This window comes from Actinopolymorpha sp. B17G11 (assembly GCF_040196095.1).
GTDB lineage: Bacteria > Actinomycetota > Actinomycetes > Propionibacteriales > Actinopolymorphaceae > Thermasporomyces.
In genome coordinates, this window is record NZ_JBEFTW010000017.1 from 48,206 (window position 1) to 74,337 (window position 26,132).

A 26,132-nucleotide genomic window follows, 5' to 3' on the forward strand; every position below is an offset into this window, starting at 1 on the left:
TTCAGCGGCGCAAGGATGTTCAGGCCTCGTGCGGCACCGACGTGATCAGTGCTTCGAGTCCGGCAGCGTCGAGTAGGTCGACGGGACGAACCGTCAGGCAGTGGCGGACGTAGTGGAAGGCCGCGCCGACGCGTTCGAGTGGCAGCCCGGTGAGCTGCGCCCACGCCAGCCGGTACGCAGCGAGCTGGACGGCGCGGGCGGCCTCCTCCGCGGGATCGGTGGGTGGACGCCCGGTCTTCCAGTCGACGACCTCGATCCCGGGTGCGCCCACGGCGTCCGATGTCGCAGCAGGTCCCGTCTCCACCGCGCCGGTAAGGCCCGTCTCCGACTGGAGAGAGAAGACGGCATCCGCGCGTCCACGGACGACCACCCCCGCAAGCACCAGCTCGAACGGCACCTCGACCTCTATCGGCTGACGTTCTGCCCATTCGGAGGCAAGGAAGGCTTGCTGCAATGCGGCCAGCTCCTCGTCCGGTGCCGCCTCCCCGTCGGCCGAACCAGGAAGCTCGTCGACGTCCAGCAGCTGCGGCTTGCCGTACCTCGCCTCCAGCCAAGCATGGAACGCGGTTCCCCGGCGGGCCAACGGGTTGGGCGCGCGGGGAACCGGCCGCCGGATCGCCCGGGCGAGCGCGTCGGGATCCTGGCGTAGCTGGACCAGCTGGCTCACCGACAGGCGTTCGGGGAGTTCGACGACGAGTTCGTGCCGGGCCTGGCGACGCGCCCGCTCGGCCAGCAGCAGGTCGACGTCGCGAGCCCACTCATCCGCGGCATCCGAGGTGTCCGTTGCAGGCCCGGTCTGGCTGACCGTCGCAGGTTCACCGGTTTCGGCGGCCGGAGCGACGGAGCCGCGGCCCACCGTGATCTGCTCGGCGGCCGCGGACACCAAGGCTGCTCCGACCGCGATGTCGCCTCGCCGGTCGGGAGTGAGCGGGTCATAGGGCCACGCGTGTCGTGGCGGATCCGCCGTCACGGGATTGCCCGCCGCGACGTCGACGTCGGCACACCACACAGGGACGGTCCCCGCGCCGGAGCGGCACGCCTCGGCGACCTCACGCAGATACTCGCCCGGTTCCCGTGGACGCCTGGTCTCGTCCCAGCGGTAACCCGACCACATCACCAGATGGCGGGCCCGCGTGGTCGCGACATAGGCGAGCCGGCGTTCCTCGAGCCGGGACCACTCACCGCACTCCTGCGCGAAACGGTCGAACGCCTCCTTGACCTCGCGCTGGTCGCCGGCCGGCTCGACGTCGAGCACCGGCAACACGTCGGCGTCACCACGCAGCGCGAACGGCAGGGCGCCGACATCGGTGAGCCACGCCTTGTCCTTGGCACTCGCGGCGGGGAAAACGCCCTCGACGCCACCGGGGACGAACACGACGTCCCACTCGAGGCCCTTCGCTCCGTGCACGGTGAGCACCTGGATGCGTTCCTCGGCCACCTCCGCCTGGCCAGGTTCCAACCCGCGCTCCTCCGCATCGGCGGCGTCGAGATAGGCGAGGAACGCCGGCAGGGACGCACCCTCACCGCTCTCAGCGAACGCGACCGCGACGTCGAGGAACGCATCGAGGTCGGCGCGGCTCACCGCCACATCACCGGTGCGGGCCGCGACCTCCACGTCGAGGCCGAGGGTACGGACGACATCGGCCACGAGATCGACCAGCGGCTGACCGGCCCGGCGGCGTAGTGAGCGGAGCTCGTCGGCGACCGCCCGCAGCCGCCGATATCCCTCGCCGGACAACCGGACGCCGCCCGACGTCCTCCCGCCGTTCGGCACGTCTTTGTCCGGCCGCTCCTCGTCCGCGCCCTCTCCGTTCGGCGCGACCTCGTTCGGCGCGACCTCGTCCGGCGCGACCTCGTCCGGCGCGACCTCGTTCGGCGCGACCTCGTTCGCGGACTCGTCCTTCGGGAGCAGCCGAGCTGGCATCGCGTCGAGGGCATCCAGGGCATCGACGATGCTCGCGTCGTCGACCTCATCCGCGGCGGGCTCCGCAGTGGCTTCGGCCCTTGGCCCGGCCGTACTGGCCGGCTCGGCCTCCCCCCGCGCCGCCTCGGACGTGCCGGCCGCCTCGGACGTGCGGGCCGCCTCCGTCGTGCGGGCCGCCAGCATCCGCGCCCACATGCCCAGGGCCGCCAGGTCCCGCGGGCCGATCCGCCAGCGCGCGCCGGTAAGCAGCCGCATCAGCGCGTCGCCCCGACCCGGATCGGCGAGCACCCGCAATGTGGCCACAACATCGGAAACCGCAGGCGTGGTGAGCAAACCACCGACGCCGACGATCTCGACCGGCAGGCCGGCATCCCGCAACACGTGGGCGATCCGGTCGATCTGGCTCCGTTTGCGGATGAGCACCGCGACGGTACGGCCAGGCTTTCCCCGTGCTCGCAGGCGAGCGTCCGCATCCCAGATCGCCTTGGCCCGCTGCGCGATGTCGCGCGCCTCGTCGTCGACGGTGTGATGAAGCGCCGCGACCACCTTGCCGCGGCGGTTGGCCGGGTGCGCCGTCAACTCGCGTACGTCAAGACCGCCTTGACGCAACGGTTCGGCGAGCACATTGGCGACCTGGAGTACGGCGGAGCCGTTGCGGAAGCTGGTCGTCAGATCCCGAGTGCGGGCGAGCGTGCCGTCGGAGGTACGAAAATGCCGGCCGAACGCCGTCAGCGTCGCCGCGCTCGCCCCTCGCCAGCCGTAGATCGACTGGCAGGGATCGCCGACGGCCGTGATGGGATGTCCGGTCGACCCGCCGAAGAGCCCGCGCAGCATCACCAGCTGGGAGTGGCTCGTGTCCTGGTACTCATCCAGCAGGACGACGCCGTAGCGGGCCCGCTCCTGCTGCCCGACCTCGGCGAATCCTTCAGCCAGCTTGGCCGCCAGCGCCGCCTGGTCGGCGAAGTCGACCGCCTCCCGACGTCGTTTCTCCTCCTCGAACGCCGCCACCAGAGGCAGGATCTGCAGCCGGGTCCGTTGCCGGGCAAGCGCGTCGGCCACGTCTGCGTACAACGCCTTGCGCGTCCGCGCGACCGACGGTTTGGCAGCCACCGAGGCGTGCAGGCGTTCGGTGAATTCGATGATCCTCTCAGCCGACACCAGGTGGCCGCTCATCTCGCCGTGCAGTGTCAAGACAGCGTTGACAATGGTCGAGAACGCCTGATCGACGGCGTCCATCGACCCGTCGTAGGACTCAGCGACGCGGGTGGCGTACTGCCAGGCCATCGCCGGCGTCACCAGTCGCGAGCCTGGCTCTCGCCCGAGCCGCAACGCGTGTTCGGCGACGATGCGCTGCGCGTAGGCGTCATAGGTGGACACCGTGACATCGCCCGGCGACCCGTCGACGTCGCCGTCGAGCTCCACATGCCCACGGGCGCGGAGTTGGGAGAGCCGGCGCCGGATCCGCGCGGAAAGTTCGCGGGCGGCCTTGCGGGTGAACGTGAGACCCAGAACCTGTTCAGGGAGTACGAACCCGTTGGCTACCAGCCACACGACCCGGGTCGCCATGGTCTCGGTCTTACCCGATCCCGCGCCCGCCACGATCACGCCGGGTTCCAACGGCGCCTCGATGACCGCCGCCTGCTCGGGCGTCGGCGGGTGCAGGCCGAGCAGGCCGGCAAGCTCGGGCGCCGTGTAGCGGACGCCGCTCTCGCGCTGGAGCGGCAGACCCAGCTGGGTCGTCATGGTGTCACCTGCCCACCCTCGGCGTGGACCGGGCACGACCGGCGCGAAACGCACACGCCGCACCAGCGGTTCTCGGTTCCGGGGAACTCGGCGCCCGCCATGCCCTCGGCGGTGTCCGCGACCAGGCGTTCCGCCCAGTCCGGATCCTCGGCGTCGGTCAGCGCAGGCTGGCGTTGCTCCGACACCTTCGTACCACTGCCCAGCTGGACGAGCATCGCCCCACCGGGTTCGCCCTCCGCTGTGGCGAACCCCTTCTTGGCGACGGCGAGTTGGTAGGCACCGAGCTGTGGATGCTCGGCCAGGTCAGCGGCCGCCGGCTTGCTTCGACCGGCCTTGAGATCGACGATGACGAGACGTCCGTCGGGATCGCGTTCGAGCCGGTCGACGCGCCCGGTGAGCCGGGCCCGGCCGATGTCCACCTCGAAGTCCTCTTCGGCGGCGACCAGTTCGCGGGGATTGGCGCGGAGCCAGCCGGCCAGCCGCTCGACGATCGTCGCGGCCCGGTCGTGCTCCTTGACGGAGTACCACCCGGTGCCGGTGTCGAGCAGAGCCCACCGTTGTTCGAACACCTCGGGCAGGTCCGCCACGTCGACGTTTCCGGCCGCCACCTCGTAGGCGAGCGCGTGGACCAGCGTGCCGACGCCCTGGCTCAGCGCGTCGCCCGCGGTGCCGCCGCAGCTTTCCAGCAGCCAGCGCAAGGCGCACCGGCTGAACGCCTCCACCTTGCTCGGCGAGACGCGCACGGTCTCGCCGGCGCCGCGGAGCGCCCGGTCGTCGGACAGCGGCGCGAAGGCGTACCACTGTGCGGGGTCGGCGCCGCGGATGCCTGCGGCCGCGAGGCGGGCAAGTTGGTACGCCGCGGCCCGCCGTCGCTGATCGGCGCCTTCGCGATCCGCAGTGTCCGCACCGTTCGCTCCGTCCCCCTCATCCGCGGCGTTCGCTCCGTTCTCACTTTCCGCGCCGTCCCCACCGTTCACGCCGTCTGCCCTGGCGCGACCGTCCGCACCGGCGGCCGGAGCACAGACGACCGAACGCAACTCGGCGACGACCGCGGCCAGGTCGAGTCCTCGCGGTACGCGCGTGACGGGGCGTTCGTCACCTGCGCCGGTCCACGGCAGAAGTTCGTCGAGGAACCGGGACGGGTGCGCCTCTTCGCTCGACACGGCCGTCACCACCAGCCGTCGCCGCGAACGCGTCACCGCGACGTAGAACAGCCGGCGTTCCTCGGCGAGCAGGTGGCTCACGGTCGTGACCGGCGAGGCGTCGCGGCCGGCCACCAGGTCGACGAGAGACTCCGAGCCGAGCAGCGATCCCCGCAGCCGCAGGTCGGGCCAGACGCCTTCCTGTACGCCGGCGACCGCCACCACGTCCCATTCGAGGCCCTTCGCGGCGTGCGCGGTGAGCACGGCAACGGTCTCGCCCTCGGGCGCGCGCGGCGCGAGCGTGTCGGCCGGGATCTCCTGACCCAGCACGTGATCGAGGAACACCTCCGGCCCCGCCGCCGGCAGCCGGTCGACGAATCGCGCCACGGCGTCGAACAGCGCCGTCACGGCGTCGAGGTCTCGGTCGGCGGCCGCTCCGCCCGGTCCGGCGCCGGCTGCCTGCCGCGCCCACCGGTCGGCCACCCGGCTGGTCGACCACATCGCCCACAGCACCGTCTCGGCCGTCGCCGCCGGGACAGCGATCGCCTCGCGTGCCGCGGTCAGCAGGCGGGCGATCCGGGCCGCCGGAGCGGTGGCGATCGGATCCAGGTCCACCAACGCGGCCGGGTCGTCGAGCGCCTCGACCAGGAGTACGGACGACGACCTGCCCCCACCGGTGGACAACTCGTACCGGCGAAGCTCCTGGCGCAGGCGCCGCAGGGCTAGCGCATCGGCACCTGCGTACGGACTGCCGAGCAGGTCGACCGCCAGCTGCGGATCCAGGTCGCACCGGCCGACGGCGAGTTCGAGCAGGGTGAGCAACGGTCGAACGGCCGGCTGGTCGACAAGGGGCATCTCCTCCAGCCGTACCGTCGCGGGTACGCCAGCCGACGTCAGCGCGCGACGCAACAGCGGAATGTGCGTCGCCGCCCTGACCAGTACCGCCATCCGCGACCAGGCCACCCCGCCGACCAGGTGTGCTTCGCGGAGCTGCTGGGCGACGAAGGCGGCCTCCTGGTTGGCCGAGCGCAGCAGGTGCACCTCGACCTCACCCTTCGGCAGCTCCGGTTCGGGCACCAACGACCGGTGGGCCGTGGGGCCGCCGAGCCGGCGGGCGAACCGCCGGGACGCGTTCAGCAGCACCGGACCGGACCGGCGACAGCGACCGAGGGCGACCGTGTCCGCCTCCTCGCCGTCGGCGCGCCGGAAGCGTTCGGTGAACCGCCGGATCCCGTCGATCTCCGCACCCCGGAACGCATAGATGGACTGGTCGGGATCGCCGACCACGGCCAGGTCTCGGCCGCCCCCGGCGAGCAGCGACAGCAGCTCCTCCTGGGCGGGGTCGGCGTCCTGGTACTCGTCCACGAACACGGCAGTGCGCGTCTCCCGCTCCCGCGCGAGCAGTTCGGGATCGCTACGGAGGAGGTCGACCGCCGCGCGGACCAGCTCGGCCGGGTCATAGGCCGGAGCCTCGGGCCGAAGGGCGGTGATCGCGGCGTACTGCCGGGCGAACTTCGCGGCCGCCACCCAGTCGTCGCGACGCTCTCTGCGACCCAGTGCCCCAAGTGCCCTCGGGTCCAGCCCACGCTCGGCCGCCCGGAGCAGCAGGTCGCGCAGCTCCTGGGCAAAGCCGCGGGTGAGCAGCGCCGGTCGCAGCCGCTTCGGCCAGTCCTTCGCCCCGAACTCGTCGACGTCACCGCGCAACAGGTCGCGGATCACGAGATCCTGCTCAGGGCCGGACAGCAGTCGCGGCATCGGCCGGTCGTGCAGGACCGCCTCACCGCGCAAGAGGCCGAAGGCGTAGGAATGAAACGTCCGCGCCAGCGGCTCGCGGATCGTGCGGTCGAGTCGCGCGGCGATCCGGTCCCGCAGTTCGGCCGCCGCTCGGCGCCCGAACGTCAGAAGCAGCACGCGCGCCGGATCGAGCCCGTCGCGTTCGATCCGGTCGACGGCCGCCTCGACCAGCGTCGTCGTCTTGCCCGTGCCCGGGCCGGCGAGCACGAGCAAGGGACCGCCACGGTGCTCGACGACCTGGCGCTGTGCGTCGTCGAGTGCGGGTGCGGTCTGGTGCGTCGCAGGCCTGTCGTGAGTACGCCGGACCAGTCGATAGGTCGGAGCCGCCTCGGCGCGCCCGCTCGTGGCGACTCGATGCGTTCCGGACATGCTCGGCATTCCATCAGAAAGCACGGACAGTGCAACGACCGACGCCCGCCTGCCGCGTCCGGTGGCGGCAAACGTGGTCGATCCGGCAGGGGATCGCCACGGTGTTGGACTCCGACGCGACGCGACCATTGCCCCTTCCGCATTCTCCAACGATGAACAGCCGTCCACACCGCGCCCTTTCGGTGGATCTTCCACAGGCGCCGGATCGCGTAGTGGTCGAGATTGTCCGTGAATGCGTACTGTGTGACCGCACACAAGCCGGTTCGTGCTCATAGCCGCAGGACGGGGGTTCGCGAGAGTGCGTTACGACAACGGTGAGGAGCCATCCGGCGAGCTGACCGCGACTGACCCGACCGGATGCGTCCAGGTGCGGCTGGATCCTCACTCTGGACGTCTGACCGACGTTGCACTGACGACGCGTTGGCGAGACAAGGTGGGTGTCGCCGGAATGGCTGAGGCAGTGATGTACGCCGTCATCCAGGCGCGCCTCAGCTACCTCGACTCGCGGACCAATGTGCCCGAAGACCATCCACCCGCCGCGACGGCACCACTCCTGGAGCCGGATGCGCTGGCGGGACTGACGCCCGAGGCGCAGCGCGAAGCCTGGCATCGGGTGGCCGACCTATTGGAGTCGGTCAACTCCGAAGCTGCCGCTACCATCAGCCGGCTGCAATCCACGACTGCTGACGGCCCCGACTCTCATCCCGGACACACCGGGAGCGATGACCGCCGGAATGTTTCGGTTACGTTGAACGCATCTGGCGCCATTTCCGGGCTCACCCTCAGCGAGAAGTGGCTCGGCTCGGCTTCGACCGAACGTGTGGTCGAGGCCCTTCTGGAAGCATTTCAGGCGGCTTACGAATCGCTCGACGCTGTACCTGGATACGACCAACCGTCCCAGACGCCGGCGGCTGACCGCATCATGGCTTTGACCAACGACCCTGCCCGCTTGGCGCGGTGGCTGCGACAGGAGGAGGACTGACCGTGCCCGGACCACGCGCGAACTCAGCCAGCTACGACATCGACCTGATGCGGCAGGATGCCAAACGTTGGGGAGACTCCGCCGATGTGCTCAAGAAGGCACAACAGGTGGCCAAGACTCTCGAACTCGACCGACACAGCTTCTCCGTTGTCGCCGAACATGTCACTGCTGCGCAAAGGTTCAAGGACATCAGCGCTACCTACAAGGCGCTGTTGGAAACGGTCATCCGCCTGCTCGGCGAGGGTCAGAGCTGCTTCGACACAATGGAGTCGCACCTCCTGACCGTGGCCCGCAACGTTGAGGTGAACGAGGACGTCAACCACGGAACCTCGACGCACATCGAGCGGTCCATAGATGGAGGGAATTGAGATGAGCGGCAGCGCGAACACGGATTGGTTGGAGTCTCCGTGGGATGAACAGACACCCGAGGTAGTGAAGAAGGCGATCGAGTCGGGTCTCGAGAGCATCAGAAAGACCCTGGAGTCGCTGCACGGTCTCGATATCAGAACCCTTGCTGTCGGCGGAGGAGCCATGCTGCTAGGTGGCCCCATACTCGGTCCCCTCGTTGCCGGATCGGCTATAGCGCTCCTTCAGGATCGGTTCAACGACAACATCGGCGACGCTCTGGAAGTCCTTGACAACGAACGCCGCAGGATCCATGGCTACCTCGAAGGAGTTGGCAATCCTTGGAGACTCAATCATGCCGCTGGCACCTGGGGTTCGGGGATCGGTCTGCCGGTGAGCGAAGAAGCCGGGCGGTACGGCAACAGCCAGATGCTGTTGGTCGACTACTGGACGGGTGATGCCGAGAAGGCGTACGAGGATCTCCTGCCCGATCAGAAGGCCGCACTTTCCCACATCGCCCAGATCGCCAATGGCCTAAACCAACCGCTCACCGAATGCGCCAGTCACGTCACGCAATTCTGGGTGCGCATCGGCCTGACGATTGCGCGCACACTCGCGGACGTGGCAACGGCGCTGGACAACGCCGCGACGCCCGACATTCTCTCGGTGCCGGTCGAGGCCGCCGCTGCTCTGGTGAAGGGTGTTGCCGACGCCCTGGAGAACTTCCGCGAAATGATGGCAAACTTCATGAGCTCATTTGCAGAGGTCGAGGCCCTGTTGAACAGCAGTGAGGCATTTCCCGGTGGTCACTGGCCGCGGTCTAAGGCGGTCATCGGCGACCCGACGCGCTGGGACAAGAAGGAGGCCTGATGTCCGATTCACGTACTCGCTCCGGCGGTGAATGGGGGCGGAGCAACACACCTCGCCAACCGGGTGTCGCGCAGCGGCCCCCGAACCCACGGAAAGCCAGCAAAGGTGTGCTGCTCGCGATCTTCTCGACTTCGATCATCGGGATTCCTGTGCTGCTCGGGCTGACCTACCTCTTGTCCAGCCGGTTCCTCACAACGGAACCTCCGACTCCGCCGCCTCCGCCGAGAGACCTGTGTGCGGCAGTCGGCAAGGAACGAATCGCCGAGTTGGTCCGTGAGCCGGTAGTCACCTCCGACCACTCGTCACGGGGCGATATTGTCGGGTGCAGCGCAGAAACCGATTCTGATGCATCGGGGTATGACGCACTCACGGTGCAGCTCAGCCGATCCGCGCCAATTGGTTCCAGGGCAGCGGAGGAAGTCGCCTCTCGGGGCATCGACGAAAGCTGCCAAGAGCTAGCCAAAACGAAGATGCCGCCGGGCGGCGCGAAGGTGCCGATGCCGGGTCTCGACACGGTAGGTGATAGGCGTTGCGCCTGGGCCGCCTACGGCGCATCCGAGAAGACAGGGAACCTGGAGATATACGCCGTGCGAGGGCCGGACATCCTGCATATCCGATACGACCCGTCCCAGACCGATGACACGACACCTCAGCGGCTGCTCGTGGCCTTCGCGCGCGACGTCCTTGCAAAGACCGATCCGGCCGGTCAGTAACCCTCCGACCTCCGGGCAGTACTCAACGACGCCGCCCTGGCGCATGAAGGCCACTGGCGTACGCACGATGCCGCCAACCAGCGCTGGATCGCGACCACGGCGGACCGGCGCAACTCCCCGGGCGTATCAGTCGGGAGGCGGCAGTCGCGGCCACGGTCGACACACTCACGGCGTAACCGGACTACTGCCCTTCATCGCGTCACCGGCGACCATGACGTGCCGGGTGCATCGCCGGAAGAACGGAATGCCGGTACGCATCGCGGTCTGCGTACTCGAACCGTCGTGGAAGAGGGACCGTTCACGCGCGCTGGACACCACCAGGTCGAACGGCGCGTGTGTGAAGTCGTAGAGGTAGAGCCTTCCGCCGGGACGCAGGACCCTGGCGAGCTCCGGCACCGCCACTTCCGGGTCGTCCCAGTGGTGCAGGCTGAAGGACGAGACGATCAGGTCGAAGGAGTCGTCCGGAAACTCGAGGCCGGTCACATCGCCGACCCGGGCGACGGCCCGGTCGCCGTAGTCCTGGAGATTGCGGTTGGCCGCCGTCACCATGTCGGCGGACAGGTCGATCCCGGTCAGCTCCACATCGGCGCGCCGCTTCGCGATCTCGACCAGGAGGACTCCGGGACCGGTGCCGACGTCGAGCACCGCGCCACCGTTCGGCATGGCGTCGGTGACGTCGTCGGCGATCCGGCGGTAGAGCCGCCGCAGCAACCGTCTGGCCACGACGTCGTAGATTCGGCTGTTCCGTCCATGGAACATCGCCGGCGTGTTCCCAGGATGGACGTGGCGGTGCGCCCGCATGGCGGCTCCTCTGAGTTGTGCGGTACAACTATAGAATCACGGTACGCCCAATAGTTGTAGAGAGCAACTCTTACCGTGCCAGGCTCCGCATCGAGGAGGTGGCCCGCCCATGACCGACGACGCATCGGTACGCCTCCACGAAGCCCTGATGGAGCTGATCCAGGTCGCCGGCCTGCTTCAGCCGGACCAGACGTTGCCGGGTGAGTCGGTGTCCATGTCTCAGGCGTTCGCCCTGCACGAACTCGACGTCGCCGCGCCTTTGTCCCAACGTGATCTCGTCGAACGCCTCCGACTCGAGAAGAGCACCGTCAGCCGGATGGTCGCCGACCTCGAACGCAAGGCACTCCTCGTGCGCGAACGCGATCCCGACAACCGCCGTCTCTACCGGCTCCGGCTCACCGACCAGGGGCGAGCGGTCCACGCGCGCATGGGCCGCCACTTTCACCAGCACTACGTCCGGTGGGTCGCCGCGATGAGCCCGGCAGAGCGGGACGCCCTGCTGACCGGACTTCCTGCACTGGTCCGCGCGATCCGGCAGGACCTCACGGCCGACGACGACGCTCACGCCTGACCGTTGGGCTCATCCCGCCTGCATCATCGTGCGGGTCGACGAACCCGACCTTGCGCGAGCCCCGCGGATGTGCCGCCTCAGGCGTCGAGGAAGTACTGCTCCGGATTCGTTACACCCGGGTACGGAAAGTTGGCGGCGAAGAACGTCTCGGCCACCATGTTCCGGAAGTCGTTCTTCACCACGCCGTATCCAGGTAAGGCCGTCGAGATGCCGATCATGTAGAACTCCCCCTTGGTGATGGCGAGGATCTCCTTCATCAGCGCCGCCCGCTGGTCCGCCGACGCCTCGGTCAACATCTCGTCGTACAACGCGAACTGCCGTCGCGTCGGCGCCGGAGGCCGCATGCCCGCCTCGCCTTTCGAGTGGTACCACTGTGCCCAACCCTCGGCGTATCCCGTGGTGTTTCCCCCGAGCGGTAGGTAGTACGCAGGCGTCCGCATGACGTCGAGGCCACCGTCACCGTCCCACACGGTGGCGTCGATCGCGTTGCTGGAAAGGCGTTCGTTGAACAACGTCAGGTCCTCGGGCTTGACGTTCGCCTCGATACCGACCTCTCGCCAGTGGCTGCGGACCATCTCCAGACTGTCGGCCAGGTGAGGCTTTCCGGCGCCGCTGCCGACCTGCACCGTGAACCTGATCGGCTCACCGTCCGGCCCGAGGCGCACGCCGTCGCCGTTGCGTTCGGCGAAGCCCGCCTTGTCGAGGTGCCGATTCGCCAGGTCGACGTCGTACTCGGTGTACTGCTTCGCCATCTCCTCGTCGTAGAACTCGCTCTCCGCCGTGGGCGCCACCTGCCACGGCTCACCCTGCCGCGCGTGCACGGCGCGGATGATCTCGTCGCGGTTGATGGCGTGCGAAAGTCCGATCCGAAAGTCCCTGCTCCCGAAGATCTTCCGCTTCACCGGATCGGGACAGGTGAGGTTCAGCATGATGGTCATCGTGTTGAGCTTGTCCGGTACGAGATCGAAGAAGCGGTATCCGGCGGACTCGCGGTCGCGCGCCAGTACCGGTTTGTTCTCCGTCGTCGTCACGTGCCGGTCGATCATGTCGATCTCGCCCTTGAGGACCTTGAGCAGCAGCACCTGCGCATCGCTCACGAGGTCGAACACCACCCCGTCGAGATACGGCAACTGGTTGCCTTCGTCGTCGGTCTTCCAGTAGTACGGGTTGCGGTCGAAGGTGATCCGGGTTCCCTTGCCCAGTGGGCCTTTCGGCAACCAGGCGTGCAGCCGCGGGACGTCGGGCGCCTGCCAGAGCCCACCGAAGGCGTCGCCTTCGGCCTGGACGAGGGCGAGCCAACTGTCGTAGCCCTTGGCCCTCGCGTCCGCGTCGGCGGTCGGGTTGTACTTCTTGTGGTACTTCTGGAAATAGTGTCGCGGAATCCGGGTCAGGGCGTTCGAGGTCTCCGAGGCCAGGCGGTCGAGAAAGAGCCCGTTGGTCTCGGCGAATACGAACGCGACCGTCCGCTCGTCCACCTTTTCCACCTGCGCCGGCTTGTCGCCCGAGACGAACAGCGGCGGCGGCTCCGGACTGATCTCCTTGTCCAGAAGGACATCCTCATACGCGAAGACGATGTCGTCGACGGTGAAGGGCTTCCCGTCGGACCATTTCATGCCCTCACGAAGCCGGAACTCGAAACGTGTGCCGTCCTCGTTGCTGGTGAACGACTCCGCGACATTGGGGATCACCTTCTTCCACGACAGATCCCACCGGACGAGATTTTCGTACGCCAGCGTGTAGCCCAGCCGGAAGGCGTCTCCCGGACCGATGAGGGCGTTGCGCCACTGGCCGCCGTAGGCGCCGATCCGCTCGACCGGCGCGACGACGAGTGGCTTGTCCGGCAGCCGCTCGCGCAGCGGCGGAAGCTTGCCCTGCTTGACGAGTTCGGCAAGCGAAGGAGCCTCTCCGGTGTTCTTGGCAGACGGCGGAGCCCCCTGATCCTCGCTTCCTGGGTCGAAGGAGAAGAAGCTGCATCCTGGTAGCGCGGCCGCGATCGAGAGCATGCCGCTGGTCATGAGTACCTGTCGTCGATCCATCCGTCGCGTCATCGCGGCGTCTCCCTCGCACAGCTCGGGACGAGTAGTGGGTAGGTGAGTCTGTGGTGCGGTGGTGCGGTCGGGCGGTTCCGGCTCGTTCAGCGGTTCGTCCTGAGCGACGGCACGCTGGCGGCCGACAGCGGGGTTCAGTAGCCGTGGACGTCGGGCCAGGCGATCTCGACACCGTGCTGCGCCAACACCCGCTGGTAGTCGGCCAGCCGTGTGTCGTCCCCGCGGACCTGGTGCGGTGTGACCCGATGCGTCAGGCAGTACGCGGCGAGCAGGCCGGCGGACTCGCCGATGTTCCACTCCGGCGGGTGCAACCGGTAGCAGCCGTTGGTGATGTGCGTCGTCCCGATGTTCTTGTTGGCGGGCAGCAGGTTGGTGACCCGCACGGGCAACAGCGCACCGAGCGGAATCTGGAACGGGCACGAGCCCACGTCGATGTAGTTGTCGCCGCCGGTCGACGGGTGCAGGTCGATCCGGTACGACCCGATGCCCACCGAGTCGGCGTACCGCTTGGCGCCCTGTTCACCACGCACGGCGAGGGAGACGTCCTGCTCGACGACGGTGTACTCCGCGACGATCCGGCGCGACTCCCGGATGTACGGCGCCATGGCCAGGCCATCGTGCGTCCCCATCACGTCCGGTCGCAGCCGCAGGCCCGGCAGCCCGGTCCCGCCGTCGAGCCGCGGCATCTCCGTCTGCAGCCAGTAGACGAACGATCGGCTCATCTCCCGGGCACCCTCGAGGTGACGGGCCGCCTCCGCCTCGTCGACCAGACCGTCCACCGGGAACACCGACCCGCGTTCGTAGTCGATCATCGGCCAGTTGACCAGGCAGATGTCGCTCGCGAACGCACCCGGCTCGAACTGGTGCCGGGCCAGGATCCGCCGGAACGTCCACAGGTCCTGGTCGCCGCGCCGTCCCTTGCCGGTCCCTGCGAGCGACGGATCGTCCTCTGGGTGCGGGATGACCGTGCGGTGCATCGGTTCCAGGGTCCGCGGGTTGGGGGCGACGAGCTCGAACATCCGGCCCGGCCAGTACGGCGGCTGGTAGTCCCGCCAGAACGCGTAGTTGTCGGGCTTGTCGATCGTGTGGTCAGCTCCCGCCTCGTGGTCGAGGGCGAAGCACCACGAGACCGCCTGCATGTTGGCGGGCTGGCGTTCGCTGGGCGCGCTCGGCTCCCCGGTGTCGGCCTGGGACTCGAAGCCGGTCACGTACTCCGTACCCGTCAGCGGCAGCAGGTCGCCGGTCTCGGTGGCGTCGAGGATGTACGGCGCGGTCACCACGACGTCCTCGCCCGAGGTGGCGTCGCGCAACGTGACGCTCGTGACCTGAGAGCCGTCAGCGGTGGCCGCGACCGGGCGGTGGTGCAGGCGTACGTCGAGGCGGCCGGCGCTACGCGCGGGGGCCAGCATCGCCTCGAGGACGGCATGGTCCACACGAGGCTCCGCGCAGATCCGGCTGACCCGACCGTCGCCTGGATTGAGGTGGCGAGCCGCCCGGGCGGTCGACGTGAGCGGATACCACTGGCGGTAGTAGTCGCGGATGCCGTCGCGGAGCTGGCGGTAGCTCGCAGTACACCCGAACTGCTCGATCCACGGGTGCTCGTCGGGAGGCACGCCCTGGGAGGTGAGCTGGCCACCGACCCAGGAGGTCTCCTCCGACAGCAGCACGCGGTGCCCCGCACGGCTGGCGGCGAGCGCGGCCGCGACACCGCCAAGTCCCCCACCGATCACGGCGATGTCGCTCTCGATCTGCCTCATGGCTTGACCCCTCTCGTAGTGCCGGACTGCTGGCTCACTTGCGGCTCGGGCGCGGCCTCGGTGGCGAACTCGGGCGGGGACTCGGTGGCGGACCTGTGGTGGTGCCGGCCGCGAAGTCGCAGGGAAGGACGAGGCGCCGCCCATCCGCACCATCCGCACCGGCGGCGCCCATCTCGGGCGAGTCGCTGAGCATCGCGCCGAGCATGCGTACGGCCGCGGCTCCCATTTCCAGCCGCGGGACGCGGAGTCCGCTCACGTCGGCGTCCGGTCGGAGCGGCGACGGGTCGACGAGCGTGACGAGCGAGAAGTCGTCGGGCGCGTGAAGTCCGACGGAGCTGGTGAGTTCGAGAAGCCGGCGCAGGATCGAGTCGTCCTCGGTGAGGAAGGCCGTGGCTCCGAGAGCACGCAGCCCATGCAGGTCGTCCACGCGAAGCGACCGCGCCGGGCTGACGTACAGCCGCGGATCGGGGTCGAGACCGTGCGCCGCAAGCGCCTGCCGGTAGCCCTCTTCCCGGTCCAGGACGTGCTCCGCGTCGAGCCCGGATCCGAGATACGCGATCGCATGGTGCCCCAGTGCGGCCAGCCGGCCGACCGCCTCGGCCGTGGGTGTGGTGTAGTCCGCGGCGACGTAGGCGACGTCACGTCCGGGAACGTCGCGCCGGCCGATGACGACGAAGGGGAAGTCCTCGCCCGCGAGCCGGTCGAGCTCGGAGCGGTCACGCTCGTAGCCGAGCAGGACACACCCGTCGGCCATCCGGAGCCGGTTGAAGTTGTCGCGATAGATGCGTCGGCGACCGTCAGGTCCGGCAGCACTCGTGAAGAGGATGAGGTCATACCCCTCCGCCTCGGCGGCGCGCTCGACCCCGACGAGGAACGGGTGGTAGAAGTCGGCGCTCTCCGCAGGAAAGACGGATTCGAACGTGAAGACGCCGAGTAGCCGGTTGCGCCCGCCCGCAAGGCTGCGGGCGGCGGGATTGCCGGCGTAGCCGAGCTCGGCCGCGGCGGCCAGTACGCGCTCCCGGGTCTCGGGCCGGATCGCGGCACCCCGTCCGGTCCGGCCGTTCAGGACCATCGAGACCGTGGCCTGCGAGACGCCGGCGGCGCGCGCGATGTCGCTCTGCCGGCGCCGTGGCGCGCCTCGGTCGTCCGCCACTGTCGAGCCTCCGCTTATGCGCATCAGCGTTCCTGCGTACAAGTACTTTTGCGCATAAGTACGGCGAGGGGAACCGGTCGCGGTCAAACAGTCCAGCCCCGGCCAACACCGTGCACCACCAGAAGCCGTGCACCACCAGAAGCCGTGCACCACCAGAAGCCGTGCACCACCAGAAGCCGTGCACCACCAGAAGCCGTGCACCACCAGAAGGCCGCGCAGAGATTGCAGGATCGGGGTTTGCGAAACCTCAGAAGCGGTAGGTCAGGATCAGCCCGAGGTCCCTCAGCACCCTGACGTGCCGCATCAGCCTGACGAGTGCCCGTGCGGGCAATGGCGCCCTCGTGAGCTCGGGCAGGCTCATGAAGTCCTGGGAGCCGACGAAGGACAGGCCCGGCACCCACCGCTCCAGTTCACGTGGGTCGTCGATTCCCCACCCGCCGGTCCTTGCGCCGGTCGCCTTGATCGCTCGCACATGTCCGCCGAACCGCGCGGCAAGGGAGTTCCACGAGTCGAAGACCAGATGCCCATGGGGAAAGCGTTCGACGATGCGCTGGACGAGCCGGATGAAGTCGTCCTTGTCGAGATACTGCATGAGCCCCTCGGCCACCACCAGAACCGCCTGATCGGCCGGGACCTCCTCCAGCCAGCCTTCGGCCGTCACCGAGGATCCGATCAGGTGATAGTGGTCGCGGTCGGGCACGAGCACACGGCGGAGCTCGACCACCTCGGGAAAGTCCACGTCGTACCACTCGAGGCGGGCGTCCGGGTCGAGCCGGAACGCCCGCGTGTCGAGCCCGCATGCCAGGTGCAGCACAGTCACACGGTCCTCGGTCGCGAGGGCTTGTGCCGCCACCCGGTCGACGTACTTGACCCGGACCGCGATGCTCATCGCGTCGTTGCGTGTCACGTTCAGCTTGCTGAAGTCGTAGTCGACCCGCCCGACGATCTCGTCGGCGAGCCGGTCCCCCAGGATCGGGTCCGCCGCGCGCGCATCGAGTGCACGGCCGTACAGCGTGGCGAGCATCGTCTCCGGCGCCCCGCTCAGTTCCACCTTGTGGCCCGCCATCGCACACTCTCCTCATCCGTTGTCGCCGGCGTACGAACGAAAGCGCCATCCCGCCGACCTGTCAGAGGTATCTCGCCATGGAGGACGAGATACCTCTGACAACTCACGCTCTCCCGGGCCGACGAGCGGCGCGCCGCCGGCGTCAGGTGATCGGGACGTCGCGCCGGCGGAAGCCGACCAGCCCGACCGCCACCAGCACGACCACGACACCTGCCAGCCACACGAAGGGTTCCGCCGTCACGTCACCCCCAGGCAGCTTGGGGAGGTGCGTGAACGGCGAGGCGTCGAGCAGCACCTGGTCGAGCTGCAGGAGCGCCCCCACCCAGCCCAGGAACAGGCACAGGCCGAACGCGGCCCAACTCGCGGCCGCGATCCTGGGCAGCAGGCCGAACAACGCGACGGCGACGGCTGCCAGCGTCCAGACCGCCGGCAACTGCACCATCGCGCCGGCGAACACCCGCGGCAGTTGACCACCGACATCGTCGGCGTTCAACCCGTGCACGAAGCCGGCGGCCAGTCCCGCCGCCGCGAGTGCGACAGTCGGCCCCAGGAGAGCGAAGACCAGATGGCTCGCCATCCACCTGACCCGGCCGACCGCCGTTCCGAGAACGGGTTCCAGCCGCAGGCTGGTCTCCTCCGCCCGCATCCGCAGGGTCGCCTGGATCGCGTAGGCCGAGGCGATCAGGCCGATGATGCCCAGCATCGCTGCGAGGGTCGCGTCGACGATGCCGGCCGAGCCGCCCATGCGGGCGAAGATCTCCTCCATCTCCCGGTTGCCCTTGAGCATGTCGCGGACGCCCCACGCCACGCCGCCGTAGACGAGGCCGAGCACCGTCAGCCCAGCTGTCCAGCTCACCAGTAGTCCGCGCTGCAGCCGCCAGGCGAGCCCGAGCGTGCCGCGCAGGCGCGGCGAAGCCGAGGCCGGACCGAGCCGCGGCGGAAGAACGCCGGCACCCACGTCCCGGCGGGCCGAGAGCAGGAACGCCGCAGTCACCAGGCCCAGCACGAGCACTCCGGCTGGAACGAGGATCCACCACCGCTCGTCGCCGTACGACCGGATCTGGTGCGCCCAGCCGATCGGCGAGAGACCGGACAGCCAGGAGGCGCCGTTGCCCTCACCGCCGATGTCGCCGGCCAGGCGCAGGACGAACGCCGCTCCGAGAACAGTCAGCGCGAGTCCTCTGGCAGCACCGGCCCCCTCGGTGAGCTGGGCGGCGACACCGCCGACGGCCGCGAACACCCAGCCGGCGAGCGCGAAGCTCAGACCGAAGGCGAACGACCCCGCCACCGGCAGGTCCTGGCCGATCATGCCGAGGGCGATCACCAGTGCCAGCACGAGGTTGGCGCCCAGCACGACGATCAGGGCCGCCGCGAGGTTGGCCTGTCGGCCGATCACGGTGGCGCCGAGCAGGTCCCGCCGCCCCGCCTCCTCCTCGGTTCGAGTGTGCCGGATCACCGTGAGCGCGCAGATCAGCGCGAGGATCACCGGGAACATCCCCATCCGTTGGGCGATCACCCCGCCGAGGCTCACGTCGTACAACGGCCCGTACAACGCGAGGAAGGCTGGATTGGTCCCGCTGGTGTCGGCGTACTGCTGGAGCTCGGCCTGCGTCGACACGAGCTCCCGAGTCGCCGCCACTCCGCTCACCGGGACCAGTGCCAGGACGAAGACCCAAAGCGGCAGCAGGACCCTGTCCCGCCGCAGGATCAGGCGGATCAGTCCGCCCGTCCCGACGAGGTTCTGGCCGACGGTCATCGGGTCACCTCCGACACCTGCGCGCCGTTCAGCTCGTCCTGGTAGTGGCGGAGGAACAGTGCTTCGAGGGTGGGCGGCTGGCTGGTGAGGCTGCGTACCCCCACGGCGGTGAGCTGGCGGAGCACGGCGTCGAGCTGCGCGGTGTCGACCTCGAACCGCACCCTCGTGCCGTCGACCTCCAGGTCGTGGACGCCGGCGAGGTCGCCGAGCCCGTTGGGCGTGCCCGCGAGGTCGGCGGCGATCGACGTACGAGTGAGGTGGCGCAGCTCGGACAGCGTGCCCGTCTCGACCGCGCGTCCCTGCCGGATGATCGTCACCCGGTCACACAGCGCCTCGACCTCGGCGAGGATGTGGCTGGACAGCAGGACGGTCCGGCCCCGCCGCTTCTCCTCCTCGATGCACTGCTGGAAGACCTCCTCCATCAGTGGGTCGAGGCCGGAGGTGGGCTCGTCCAACATGAGGAGCTCGACGTCGGAGGCGAGCGCCGCGACCAGCCCGACCTTCTGCCGGTTGCCTTTGGAGTACGTACGCCCCTTCTTGCGCGGGTCGAGGTCGAACCGCTCGAGCAGTTCACCCCGTCGCTTCTTGTCGAGCCCTCCGCGCAGCCGGCCGAGGAGGTCGATCACCTCGCCGCCGGTGAGGTTGGGCCAGAGGGTGACGTCGCCCGGCACGTACGCGAGGCGCCGGTGCAGCCTGGTCGCGTCCCGCCAGGGATCGCCGCCGAGCAGTTCGGCGCGGCCCGCGTCGGCCTGGAGCAGACCGAGCAGGACCCGGATGGTCGTGGTCTTGCCGGCGCCGTTGGGGCCGAGGAAGCCGTGAACCTCGCCGGTGCGTACGTTCAGCTCGAGGTCGTCGAGAGCGCGGGTACGGCCGAAGTTCTTGCACAGGCCGGACACCGCGATGGCCATGTCAGTCATCGAAGTCCTTGTTCGTGGTGGGCGCTTGTGGCGCGCGGAATGGCATCGGAAACAGCAGGCATGCCGAGCAGACTTCCTGCACGACAGGGGACGAGGACCACCTCTGCCGGGTGATCCGGGACTCCGCGACGGGAGTCCTCAGGGCGGCTCAGCCGAGCCGCGACTCACCGGGCCTGGTGTCGGGGCGGATCCGAGTCCGCCTTGCGCGCGGCCATCTCCGATGACCGCATCCGCCCGTCGACGCCGCACGTGGCATGGGCGGCGTCGTCCCGGATCGGATGCCGGACATGCGTGAGGGCATCGACAAACCACCGCTCTCGTGCGGCGACCTGGACTGCGCTCATCACGCCTCTCTCCATCACGTACCCGCGCCGGCCCTCGAGGATCTCTCGGGTGGACAATTCCGGACGCGAGCATCTTGAAGCTACACTAGATTCACAACTTCGTGAAGCTTGTTACGTCGGTGATCTCAGCTCGCGAACACGGTCAGACCAGCGGTCGGGTCCCCGGAGGTGGCGGTGACAGGAAAACACCCGAAACGGGACGAGGATGCCGTACGCCGCTTCGTCGAGCACCTGGCGATGACCCTGGCCGACATGGGCGTACCCCGCATGCCAGGCCGGGTGCTCGCGGCGATGATGGCCGCTGACGAACACTCCTTGACAGCCGCAGAACTCGCCGAACGCCTCGATGTGAGCCCGGCGGCGATCTCTGGCGCCGTCCGCTACCTCCTGCACCTCGGGTTGGCCGTTCGGGAACCGGTGCGTGGGACGCGTACGCACCACTACCGGCTGCCGAGCGATGTGTGGTACGAGTCCAGCATCAGCCGGAGAGGGATGGTCAAGACCGTCGCCGACCTGTCCGACGAGGGTGTCAAGGCACTCGGCGGTCCGGACACGCCGTCAGGGCGCCGGGTCGCGGAGATGGGGGCCTTCTACCGCTTCATCGAGTCGGAGATGGACAGCCTCTTCGAGAGGTGGCAGGCCGCCAAGGCCACCACACGCGACACCGCGTCCTCGTGACGGCGGCCAGCGCGGCACCAGATTCGCATGAGGGGACCCCTGCGCCAACAGGTACGCCAGACAAGGGACCCCTCACGCAATGCCAGGGCACCACGGTCAGGGCGAGCCGTCCCAGCGGGCGTTGGCCATGTCGACGCGATCGCTCCGCGGTCCACGAAACGGCGTACCTTCCGAACGCAACCGGCGTACCGACTCGCCGACGTGGCAGTCGGCGGGCCGGCCGTCGGCGCGGACCACCCGCCACCACGGCACGCCACCGCCGTAGTGCGACATCACCCAGCCGACCTGCCGCGGTCCGCCGGAACCGACGTACTCCGCGATGTCGCCGTACGCCATGACCCGGCCGGCCGGGATCCGCTCCACGACCGACAGCACCTGCTCGACGTACTCGTCGTCGCGCACGCCGCGCCCTGCCCCCTTCGTAGGAACGTGACTCAGTACGATGGCTTGTCCGGCTCGATCTGGTTGACCCACGCGGAGATCCCACCGGCGACGTGTACCGCGTCGGAGAAGCCCGCACCCTTCGCGGCCGCGAGCGCCTCGGCCGAACGCCCGCCGACCTTGCAGTGAAGGACGACCTGCTTGTCCTTCGGCAGCTTCTCGAACGCCTCGCCGGTCAGGAACTCGCCCTTGGGGATGAGCACGGCACCGTCGATGTTGACGATCTCGTACTCGTTGCGCTCACGGACGTCGACCAGCACGAAGTCGCGCTCACCTCGCGCCCGGGCGTCGAGCCAGTCCTTGAGTGTGCGTACGTCGATCGTGGAATCCACCGCAGCCTCCGCCGCCTCGTCTGAGATCACACCGCAGAACGCTTCGTAGTCAATCAGCTCGGTGACCGGCGCCGTCTCCGGATCGCGGTTGACCTTGAGCTCGCGCCAGGCCATCTCGAGCGCGTCGAAGATCAGCAGCCGGCCGACCAGCGGCTCGCCGATGCCGGTGATGAGCTTGATGGCTTCGTTGACCATGACCGAGCCGATCGATGCGCAGAGGACCCCGAGCACGCCGCCCTCGGCGCAGGACGGGACCATCCCCGGCGGCGGGGGCTCTGGGTAGAGGTCGCGGTAGTGCGGGCCATGCTCCGCCCAGAACACGCTGACCTGGCCCTCGAAGCGGAAGATCGAGCCCCAGACGTACGGCTTGGAAAGGATCACGGCCGCGTCGTTGACGAGGTAGCGGGTGGCGAAGTTGTCGGTGCCGTCGAGGATGAGGTCGTAGCCGGCGAAGATGTCGAGGGCGTTGTCGGAGTCAAGGCGTACCTCGTGCAGGTTGACCTTGACGAAGGGGTTGATCTCGGCGATCGACTCCTTCGCCGACACCGCCTTGGACTTGCCCACGTCGCTCTGGCCGTGGATCACCTGACGCTGGAGGTTCGACTCGTCCACGGTGTCGAAGTCGACGATGCCGAGTGTGCCCACACCGGCCGCCGCGAGGTACAGCAGGGCCGGGCTGCCGAGGCCGCCGGCGCCGATGACGAGGACCTTCGCGTTCTTCAGCCGCTTCTGACCGTCCATGCCGACGTCGGGGATGATGATGTGCCGCGAGTATCGGCGTACCTCGTCGACGCTGAGGTCGGAAGCGGGGGCTACGAGCGGCGGCAGGGACACGACTGTCTCCTCGGGTGGTCGGGATCCTCTTCTGGCACCAACCTGCGCGTGCTCCCCCATGTTCCCGCACGCGGGTTCTCCCACTGTTCCCGCATGCGGTTCCCGAACCGGAGGGCGCCGTCGGGGGTCGGAGCCCCGCACCTCGTCCCGTGGGCGTCCGGGACCCCGGCGAATGACCACGCTGGGCATGCGTTCGGTAGCCGGGACTGCTGTCGATGCCTGGTCGAGTACCTCAGGCATGCTCAGCGTGGTCATTTGCCGGGTTCGTCCAGGAGGCCCGCGTCGTGGCATCCCCGGGCCTTCGGCGGGGCGTGGGCGCAGTCGGTACTTTCGGCTGACCGTCGTACGCCGAAACTCGACCAAGGTCGAGCCGGCCGGTCCCGTTGACCGATATGCCGTCGATCGGAATTTCTGCGGTCAGGAGCATGCCCGAGCCCGCGTCAGCGCCACCGCCCAGCTCCGCGCCACCGCCCGCCTCCGCGCCACCGCCCGCCTCCCGCGCCACCGCCCGCCTCCCGCGCCACCGCCCGGCTCCGCGCCACCGCCAGCCTCCGCGCCACCGCCAGCACCTGACCCACCACTGCCCGCGTCTGATGCGCGTCCACCGGCCGTGCCTGAAGGGCCCCCGTCGTCCGTGCCGGCGAAGGCGGCGACGACCGTCGCCCGTGGCGGCGTCCGTCCCCACGAACGGGCGCTCGCGCCCGACCTCGCACGCGGCCTCATGCTGCTCATGATCGTGATGTCCAACACGGGCTTCTATCTGTGGGCGGCTCCCCACGGCCCCTCGGGATGGCACCCGGTGGACGGGACGCTCGCGGACCGCGTCGCCCAGTTCCTGATGATCACGATGCTGGACCTGCGGATCTATCCGCTGTTCGCGTTCCTGTTCGGCTACGGGATGATGCAGCTCTTCCTGCGCCAGACCGTGGCCGGCACGTCCGAGCGGGCGGCCGTGGCGCTGCTGCGCAGACGGAGCCTGCTGTTGATCGTGTTCGGCTTCGTCCATGCCGCCCTGCTGATGGCCGGCGACATCATCGGTTCGTACGGCGTGATGAGCCTCCTGCTGGGCTGGCTGTTCCTGCGCCGCCGGGACCGCACGCTGCTGGTGTGGAGCGCGATCGCCGGGCTCGTCATGGTGGTGGTGACGGTCCCGCGGATCTGGGCGCTCGTCACCGGGGATCTCGCTCAGCCTGGCGTGCCCCCCACGGAGCCTGCCACCGAGGTGTACGCATCGGGCGAGGAGGACCTGCTCGCCGCGGCCGGTACTCGGCTCACCACCTGGGTGTTCGTCACGCTCGGCGGCGGGCTGTTGTCGTTCGGAGGTATGAGCCTCGTCCTGCTCGCGTTCTGGGCGGCGCGGCGGCGCATCCTGGAAGAACCACTGACGCTGGTCCGGGACGGCACGGGTCTCGCCGGTGGACTCGGATACATCGCGGCCATCGCCCTGGTCGCGCACGAGCTGTCCGTCCGCCGTCGGCGGCCGCGTGCCGTTGTCGCGGTGGCGGCCGTCGGCAGCCGGTCACTGTCCTGCTACCTGACCCACTCGCTGATCTTCTCGCCGCTGCTCGCCGCGTGGGGCCTCGGACTCGGCGCGGTGATGGAGAGCGCGACCAGGGCGGGCTTCGCCTGCTGCGTCTGGCTGGTCACCGTCGTCGGGGCGTACGCCCTGGAGCGGTCCGGCCGGCGCGGACCCGCGGAGTGGCTCCTGCGCCGACTCCTCTACGGCGCGAACCGAGCAACCGCGCAATGCGGGACTCCGCGACTCACTCGCCAGCGAGCTTGCGCATCTGCTCGAGGACGCTGGTGAGCTCGCCGTCCATCCGCATCGTGTCGCCCATCATCTCGTCGAGTGACTGCTGCAACTCGGCAACCTGCTCGCCGATCTCCTCCGGGTCCGGCCGGCCGTCCCCACCGAAGGTCTCGTCGAGGACTACCTGAATCTGCCCCTGCGCATCGGCCCGCGCGGCATTCACCAGTCGCAGGATCTCCGCGGCCAGGTCCTCCGAGGGCATGCGCATCACCCGAGGATCCAGCTTCAGCTCTTCGACACCGGTCGCTTCGTTGAACGACACGGAGATCCGCTCGTCCTCACTCGTCGCCGAGCCCGTCACCTCGCCGATCCGGCGCTGCAGCTCCTCCGCCTTCGCCAACTGCTCGCGTTGCGTGGCCATGATCTCTTCCGGACTCCGCAGCAGATCCCTGAGATCGAAGCTCTCCGATGTCATGCACTTGCCCCTCTACGCCCATAGCCGAGAACGCGAAGCCAGCCCCTGCCACGAGGGCGTGTATCCCGCTCGTCAGACACCGCTGAAGTTGCTGAGTCCCTTGAGGCCGGCCCGCTTGTACTTCTCGAGCATGTTGCCGACGATGTCCACCGCGGAGTCGCCGAGGTTCTGCCAGCCACCGCCCTCGATCTCACCGATCTTGTAACCGTCCACGGCAGCGGCGTTCAGTCCCATGACACCGACGAGACCCGCATGGGCCCAGCCCACCTTGATCATGATCTCGTCCATCACCCGGATGATGGTCTGCACGGTCTTGATCAACGGCCTGCCGAAGTTGCGGATGGTCATCGCCGCACCCTGGCCGAAGGGGATGGCCATCAGGATCCAGAACGTGATCGCCATCGCGGCGAGGGCCACCATGATCGCCATGGCGATCGTGAGCTGGAGGAATCGCAGCATCGCGACGACCCCGGTCATCGCCGCCGTAACGTAGCCGAGCTGGGCGGTGGCGAGAATGCCGGCGCGGTGGACGGTGAGGAGTCTTGCGAACTCTTCCTGGTCCGCTGCCTTCCAGTTCTGCTCGGTGATGCTGTCGCCGTGCTGCTGCAGTTCGTCGTAGAGCTGGCTGCCCAACTTGGCGGACTCGTGGATCATCGAGCACGCCTCCATCATCTTGGCGGTGTCGGTGCGGATGAGGGCCAAGCGCATCGGCACGCTGGTGAGGGAGTCGCTCGGCATCCAGTCGCTGACGATGCTCTCCGCCTTGCCGAAGCGGATCACCCGAGTCGTCCGCGTCGCACGCTTCGAGACCTGGCCGGAGATCCTTTGCAGGGCGCCCAGGAGAATCCCACTCTTGGCCGCCGAGACGGGCAGCAGCAACTCGGGGAACGCCGAGCAGGCGGCGAGCGAGGAGTAGAAGGCGATCTCGCCGAATTCCTTGCCGGGACCCACCGCACCGGCCATCGAGTCATACGAGTTGCTCATCCGCCATCCCTGATCGTGGAGTTCACTTCGGTCGCTTCCCAGTTCCTGGACGTCTTCTGGGCAGCATCATTGATCTCGGCCGAGATCTCCTGCTTGATCTGGAACGACTGCTCGACGTATTCAGAGCCGAAGAAGAACGACGCGACGACGAACATCCCTCCGCCCTGGCCGGCCGCCATCATGGCGTCCTGGGCGTCGGCCGCCAGCCGGCTCGCCTGCGGCATGGTGTCGTTGGCCGACCGTTCGATTCGCTTACCCAACTGGCTGACGTAGTCCCAGTCCACTGCCCTCGGTCCCATGGGAGCAGCGTACGGGCACAGGACACTGCCGCGGGACGTGGTCG

23 protein-coding genes are annotated in these 26,132 nt (G+C 68.8%); 7 read left to right on the top strand and 16 right to left on the bottom strand.

The features are described from left to right. Positions 1-19: 19 nt before the first annotated feature. On the bottom strand, positions 20-3,667 hold the full coding sequence (locus tag ABN028_RS18360; protein ID WP_349697400.1) for an ATP-dependent helicase: 3,648 nt from the start codon (positions 3,665-3,667) through the stop codon (positions 20-22). Then, positions 3,664-6,972 (bottom strand): ATP-dependent helicase, encoded by a 3,309-nt coding sequence (locus ABN028_RS18365; RefSeq protein ID WP_349329793.1) that lies wholly within the window; start codon positions 6,970-6,972, stop codon positions 3,664-3,666. The genes ABN028_RS18360 and ABN028_RS18365 overlap by 4 nt, the downstream gene beginning before the upstream one ends. 463 nt (positions 6,973-7,435) lie before the next feature. Here ABN028_RS18365 and ABN028_RS18370 point away from each other — a divergent pair, with 463 nt between their 5' ends. The 4 genes from ABN028_RS18370 (at position 7,436) to ABN028_RS18385 (ending at position 9,882) form a co-directional block, all read left to right on the top strand. Further along, on the top strand, positions 7,436-7,954 hold the full coding sequence (locus tag ABN028_RS18370; protein ID WP_349697401.1) for a hypothetical protein: 519 nt from the start codon (positions 7,436-7,438) through the stop codon (positions 7,952-7,954). Between the two features lie 2 nt (positions 7,955-7,956). After that, positions 7,957-8,322, top strand: coding sequence for a hypothetical protein (locus ABN028_RS18375; RefSeq protein WP_349697402.1), 366 nt, complete (start codon positions 7,957-7,959; stop codon positions 8,320-8,322). A 1-nt stretch (position 8,323) separates the two neighbouring features. After that, positions 8,324-9,169: a hypothetical protein gene (locus ABN028_RS18380; RefSeq protein ID WP_349697403.1), complete on the top strand. Its 846-nt coding sequence runs from the start codon at positions 8,324-8,326 to the stop codon at positions 9,167-9,169. A 107-nt stretch (positions 9,170-9,276) separates the two neighbouring features. Continuing rightward, complete coding sequence (locus tag ABN028_RS18385; RefSeq protein WP_349329797.1) at positions 9,277-9,882, top strand: hypothetical protein; 606 nt, start codon at positions 9,277-9,279, stop codon at positions 9,880-9,882. Positions 9,883-10,047: 165 nt separating this feature from the next. Here the strand turns inward: ABN028_RS18385 and ABN028_RS18390 are convergent, their stop codons facing one another. Continuing rightward, positions 10,048-10,683: a class I SAM-dependent methyltransferase gene (locus ABN028_RS18390; protein ID WP_349329798.1), complete on the bottom strand. Its 636-nt coding sequence runs from the start codon at positions 10,681-10,683 to the stop codon at positions 10,048-10,050. 109 nt (positions 10,684-10,792) lie between these two features. On the opposite strand from ABN028_RS18390, the gene ABN028_RS18395 reads away from it, so the two are divergent. Then, positions 10,793-11,254 (top strand): MarR family winged helix-turn-helix transcriptional regulator, encoded by a 462-nt coding sequence (locus tag ABN028_RS18395; RefSeq protein WP_349329799.1) that lies wholly within the window; start codon positions 10,793-10,795, stop codon positions 11,252-11,254. Between the two features lie 77 nt (positions 11,255-11,331). On the opposite strand, the gene ABN028_RS18400 is transcribed toward ABN028_RS18395, so the two are convergent. The 7 genes from ABN028_RS18400 to ABN028_RS18430 form a co-directional block, all read right to left on the bottom strand. Continuing rightward, positions 11,332-13,302 (bottom strand): ABC transporter substrate-binding protein, encoded by a 1,971-nt coding sequence (locus ABN028_RS18400; RefSeq protein WP_349697404.1) that lies wholly within the window; start codon positions 13,300-13,302, stop codon positions 11,332-11,334. Between the two features lie 134 nt (positions 13,303-13,436). Then, a complete protein-coding gene (locus ABN028_RS18405) occupies positions 13,437-15,059 on the bottom strand; it encodes an FAD-dependent oxidoreductase (RefSeq protein ID WP_349697405.1) in 1,623 nt (540 codons plus the stop codon). Positions 15,060-15,093: 34 nt separating this feature from the next. Then, positions 15,094-16,212, bottom strand: coding sequence for a LacI family DNA-binding transcriptional regulator (locus ABN028_RS18410; RefSeq protein ID WP_349329803.1), 1,119 nt, complete (start codon positions 16,210-16,212; stop codon positions 15,094-15,096). Positions 16,213-16,459: 247 nt separating this feature from the next. Further along, positions 16,460-17,278 carry a class I SAM-dependent methyltransferase gene (locus tag ABN028_RS18415; RefSeq protein ID WP_349329804.1) on the bottom strand — a complete coding sequence of 273 codons (819 nt, stop codon included), beginning with the start codon at positions 17,276-17,278 and terminating at the stop codon, positions 16,460-16,462. Positions 17,279-17,420: 142 nt separating this feature from the next. Then, positions 17,421-19,034: an ABC transporter permease gene (locus tag ABN028_RS18420; protein WP_349697406.1), complete on the bottom strand. Its 1,614-nt coding sequence runs from the start codon at positions 19,032-19,034 to the stop codon at positions 17,421-17,423. Continuing rightward, on the bottom strand, positions 19,031-19,951 hold the full coding sequence (locus ABN028_RS18425) for an ABC transporter ATP-binding protein (protein WP_349329806.1): 921 nt from the start codon (positions 19,949-19,951) through the stop codon (positions 19,031-19,033). Before ABN028_RS18425 ends, ABN028_RS18420 begins: the two co-directional genes overlap by 4 nt. Before the next feature lie 164 nt (positions 19,952-20,115). Next, positions 20,116-20,295 carry a hypothetical protein gene (locus tag ABN028_RS18430; RefSeq protein WP_349697407.1) on the bottom strand — a complete coding sequence of 60 codons (180 nt, stop codon included), beginning with the start codon at positions 20,293-20,295 and terminating at the stop codon, positions 20,116-20,118. A 174-nt stretch (positions 20,296-20,469) separates the two neighbouring features. Between ABN028_RS18430 and ABN028_RS18435 the strand changes: the two genes are divergently transcribed. Further along, a complete protein-coding gene (locus tag ABN028_RS18435; RefSeq protein WP_349697408.1) occupies positions 20,470-20,973 on the top strand; it encodes a GbsR/MarR family transcriptional regulator in 504 nt (167 codons plus the stop codon). A 96-nt stretch (positions 20,974-21,069) separates the two neighbouring features. On the opposite strand, the gene ABN028_RS18440 is transcribed toward ABN028_RS18435, so the two are convergent. From ABN028_RS18440 to ABN028_RS18450, 3 genes are all read right to left on the bottom strand, one after another. After that, entirely contained in the window at positions 21,070-21,375 is a 306-nt protein-coding gene (locus ABN028_RS18440; protein WP_349329809.1) for an MGMT family protein, read from the bottom strand. Between the two features lie 32 nt (positions 21,376-21,407). Next, positions 21,408-22,580, bottom strand: a complete 1,173-nt coding sequence (gene moeZ, locus ABN028_RS18445; RefSeq protein ID WP_349329810.1) for an adenylyltransferase/sulfurtransferase MoeZ — start codon at positions 22,578-22,580, stop codon at positions 21,408-21,410. Positions 22,581-23,020: 440 nt separating this feature from the next. Then, complete coding sequence (locus ABN028_RS18450; RefSeq protein WP_349697409.1) at positions 23,021-23,185, bottom strand: hypothetical protein; 165 nt, start codon at positions 23,183-23,185, stop codon at positions 23,021-23,023. A gap of 29 nt (positions 23,186-23,214) precedes the next feature. Here ABN028_RS18450 and ABN028_RS18455 point away from each other — a divergent pair, with 29 nt between their 5' ends. After that, on the top strand, positions 23,215-24,387 hold the full coding sequence (locus ABN028_RS18455) for a DUF418 domain-containing protein (protein WP_349697410.1): 1,173 nt from the start codon (positions 23,215-23,217) through the stop codon (positions 24,385-24,387). Here ABN028_RS18455 and ABN028_RS18460 read toward each other — a convergent pair. The 3 genes from ABN028_RS18460 to ABN028_RS18470 all read right to left on the bottom strand — a co-directional run bounded on the left by ABN028_RS18460 (position 24,344) and on the right by ABN028_RS18470 (position 26,088). Continuing rightward, positions 24,344-24,805, bottom strand: coding sequence for a YbaB/EbfC family nucleoid-associated protein (locus ABN028_RS18460; protein ID WP_349329813.1), 462 nt, complete (start codon positions 24,803-24,805; stop codon positions 24,344-24,346). The two genes, ABN028_RS18455 and ABN028_RS18460, sit on opposite strands and share 44 nt — an antisense overlap. Before the next feature lie 72 nt (positions 24,806-24,877). Continuing rightward, the gene (locus tag ABN028_RS18465) at positions 24,878-25,789 is read right to left on the bottom strand and encodes a hypothetical protein (protein WP_349329814.1); all 912 of its coding nucleotides are present in this window, start codon (positions 25,787-25,789) and stop codon (positions 24,878-24,880) included. Beyond that, on the bottom strand, positions 25,786-26,088 hold the full coding sequence (locus ABN028_RS18470) for a hypothetical protein (RefSeq protein ID WP_349329815.1): 303 nt from the start codon (positions 26,086-26,088) through the stop codon (positions 25,786-25,788). Before ABN028_RS18470 ends, ABN028_RS18465 begins: the two co-directional genes overlap by 4 nt. Between the last annotated feature and the right edge of the window lie 44 nt (positions 26,089-26,132).

Bases quoted from the DNA above. Each gene is read 5' to 3' on its own strand.
- ABN028_RS18360 (WP_349697400.1), bottom strand. From the start codon at position 3,667: ATGACGACCCAGCTGGGTCTGCCGCTCCAGCGCGAGAGCGGCGTCCGC.
- ABN028_RS18365 (WP_349329793.1), bottom strand. From the start codon at position 6,972: ATGTCCGGAACGCATCGAGTCGCCACGAGCGGGCGCGCCGAGGCGGCT.
- ABN028_RS18370 (WP_349697401.1), top strand. From the start codon at position 7,436: ATGTACGCCGTCATCCAGGCGCGCCTCAGCTACCTCGACTCGCGGACC.
- ABN028_RS18380 (WP_349697403.1), top strand. From the start codon at position 8,324: ATGAGCGGCAGCGCGAACACGGATTGGTTGGAGTCTCCGTGGGATGAA.
- ABN028_RS18390 (WP_349329798.1), bottom strand. From the start codon at position 10,683: ATGCGGGCGCACCGCCACGTCCATCCTGGGAACACGCCGGCGATGTTC.
- ABN028_RS18395 (WP_349329799.1), top strand. From the start codon at position 10,793: ATGACCGACGACGCATCGGTACGCCTCCACGAAGCCCTGATGGAGCTG.
- ABN028_RS18400 (WP_349697404.1), bottom strand. From the start codon at position 13,302: ATGACGCGACGGATGGATCGACGACAGGTACTCATGACCAGCGGCATG.
- ABN028_RS18405 (WP_349697405.1), bottom strand. From the start codon at position 15,059: ATGAGGCAGATCGAGAGCGACATCGCCGTGATCGGTGGGGGACTTGGC.
- ABN028_RS18415 (WP_349329804.1), bottom strand. From the start codon at position 17,278: ATGGCGGGCCACAAGGTGGAACTGAGCGGGGCGCCGGAGACGATGCTC.
- ABN028_RS18420 (WP_349697406.1), bottom strand. From the start codon at position 19,034: ATGACCGTCGGCCAGAACCTCGTCGGGACGGGCGGACTGATCCGCCTG.
- ABN028_RS18425 (WP_349329806.1), bottom strand. From the start codon at position 19,951: ATGACTGACATGGCCATCGCGGTGTCCGGCCTGTGCAAGAACTTCGGC.
- ABN028_RS18430 (WP_349697407.1), bottom strand. From the start codon at position 20,295: ATGAGCGCAGTCCAGGTCGCCGCACGAGAGCGGTGGTTTGTCGATGCC.
- ABN028_RS18460 (WP_349329813.1), bottom strand. From the start codon at position 24,805: ATGACATCGGAGAGCTTCGATCTCAGGGATCTGCTGCGGAGTCCGGAA.
- ABN028_RS18465 (WP_349329814.1), bottom strand. From the start codon at position 25,789: ATGAGCAACTCGTATGACTCGATGGCCGGTGCGGTGGGTCCCGGCAAG.
- ABN028_RS18470 (WP_349329815.1), bottom strand. From the start codon at position 26,088: ATGGGACCGAGGGCAGTGGACTGGGACTACGTCAGCCAGTTGGGTAAG.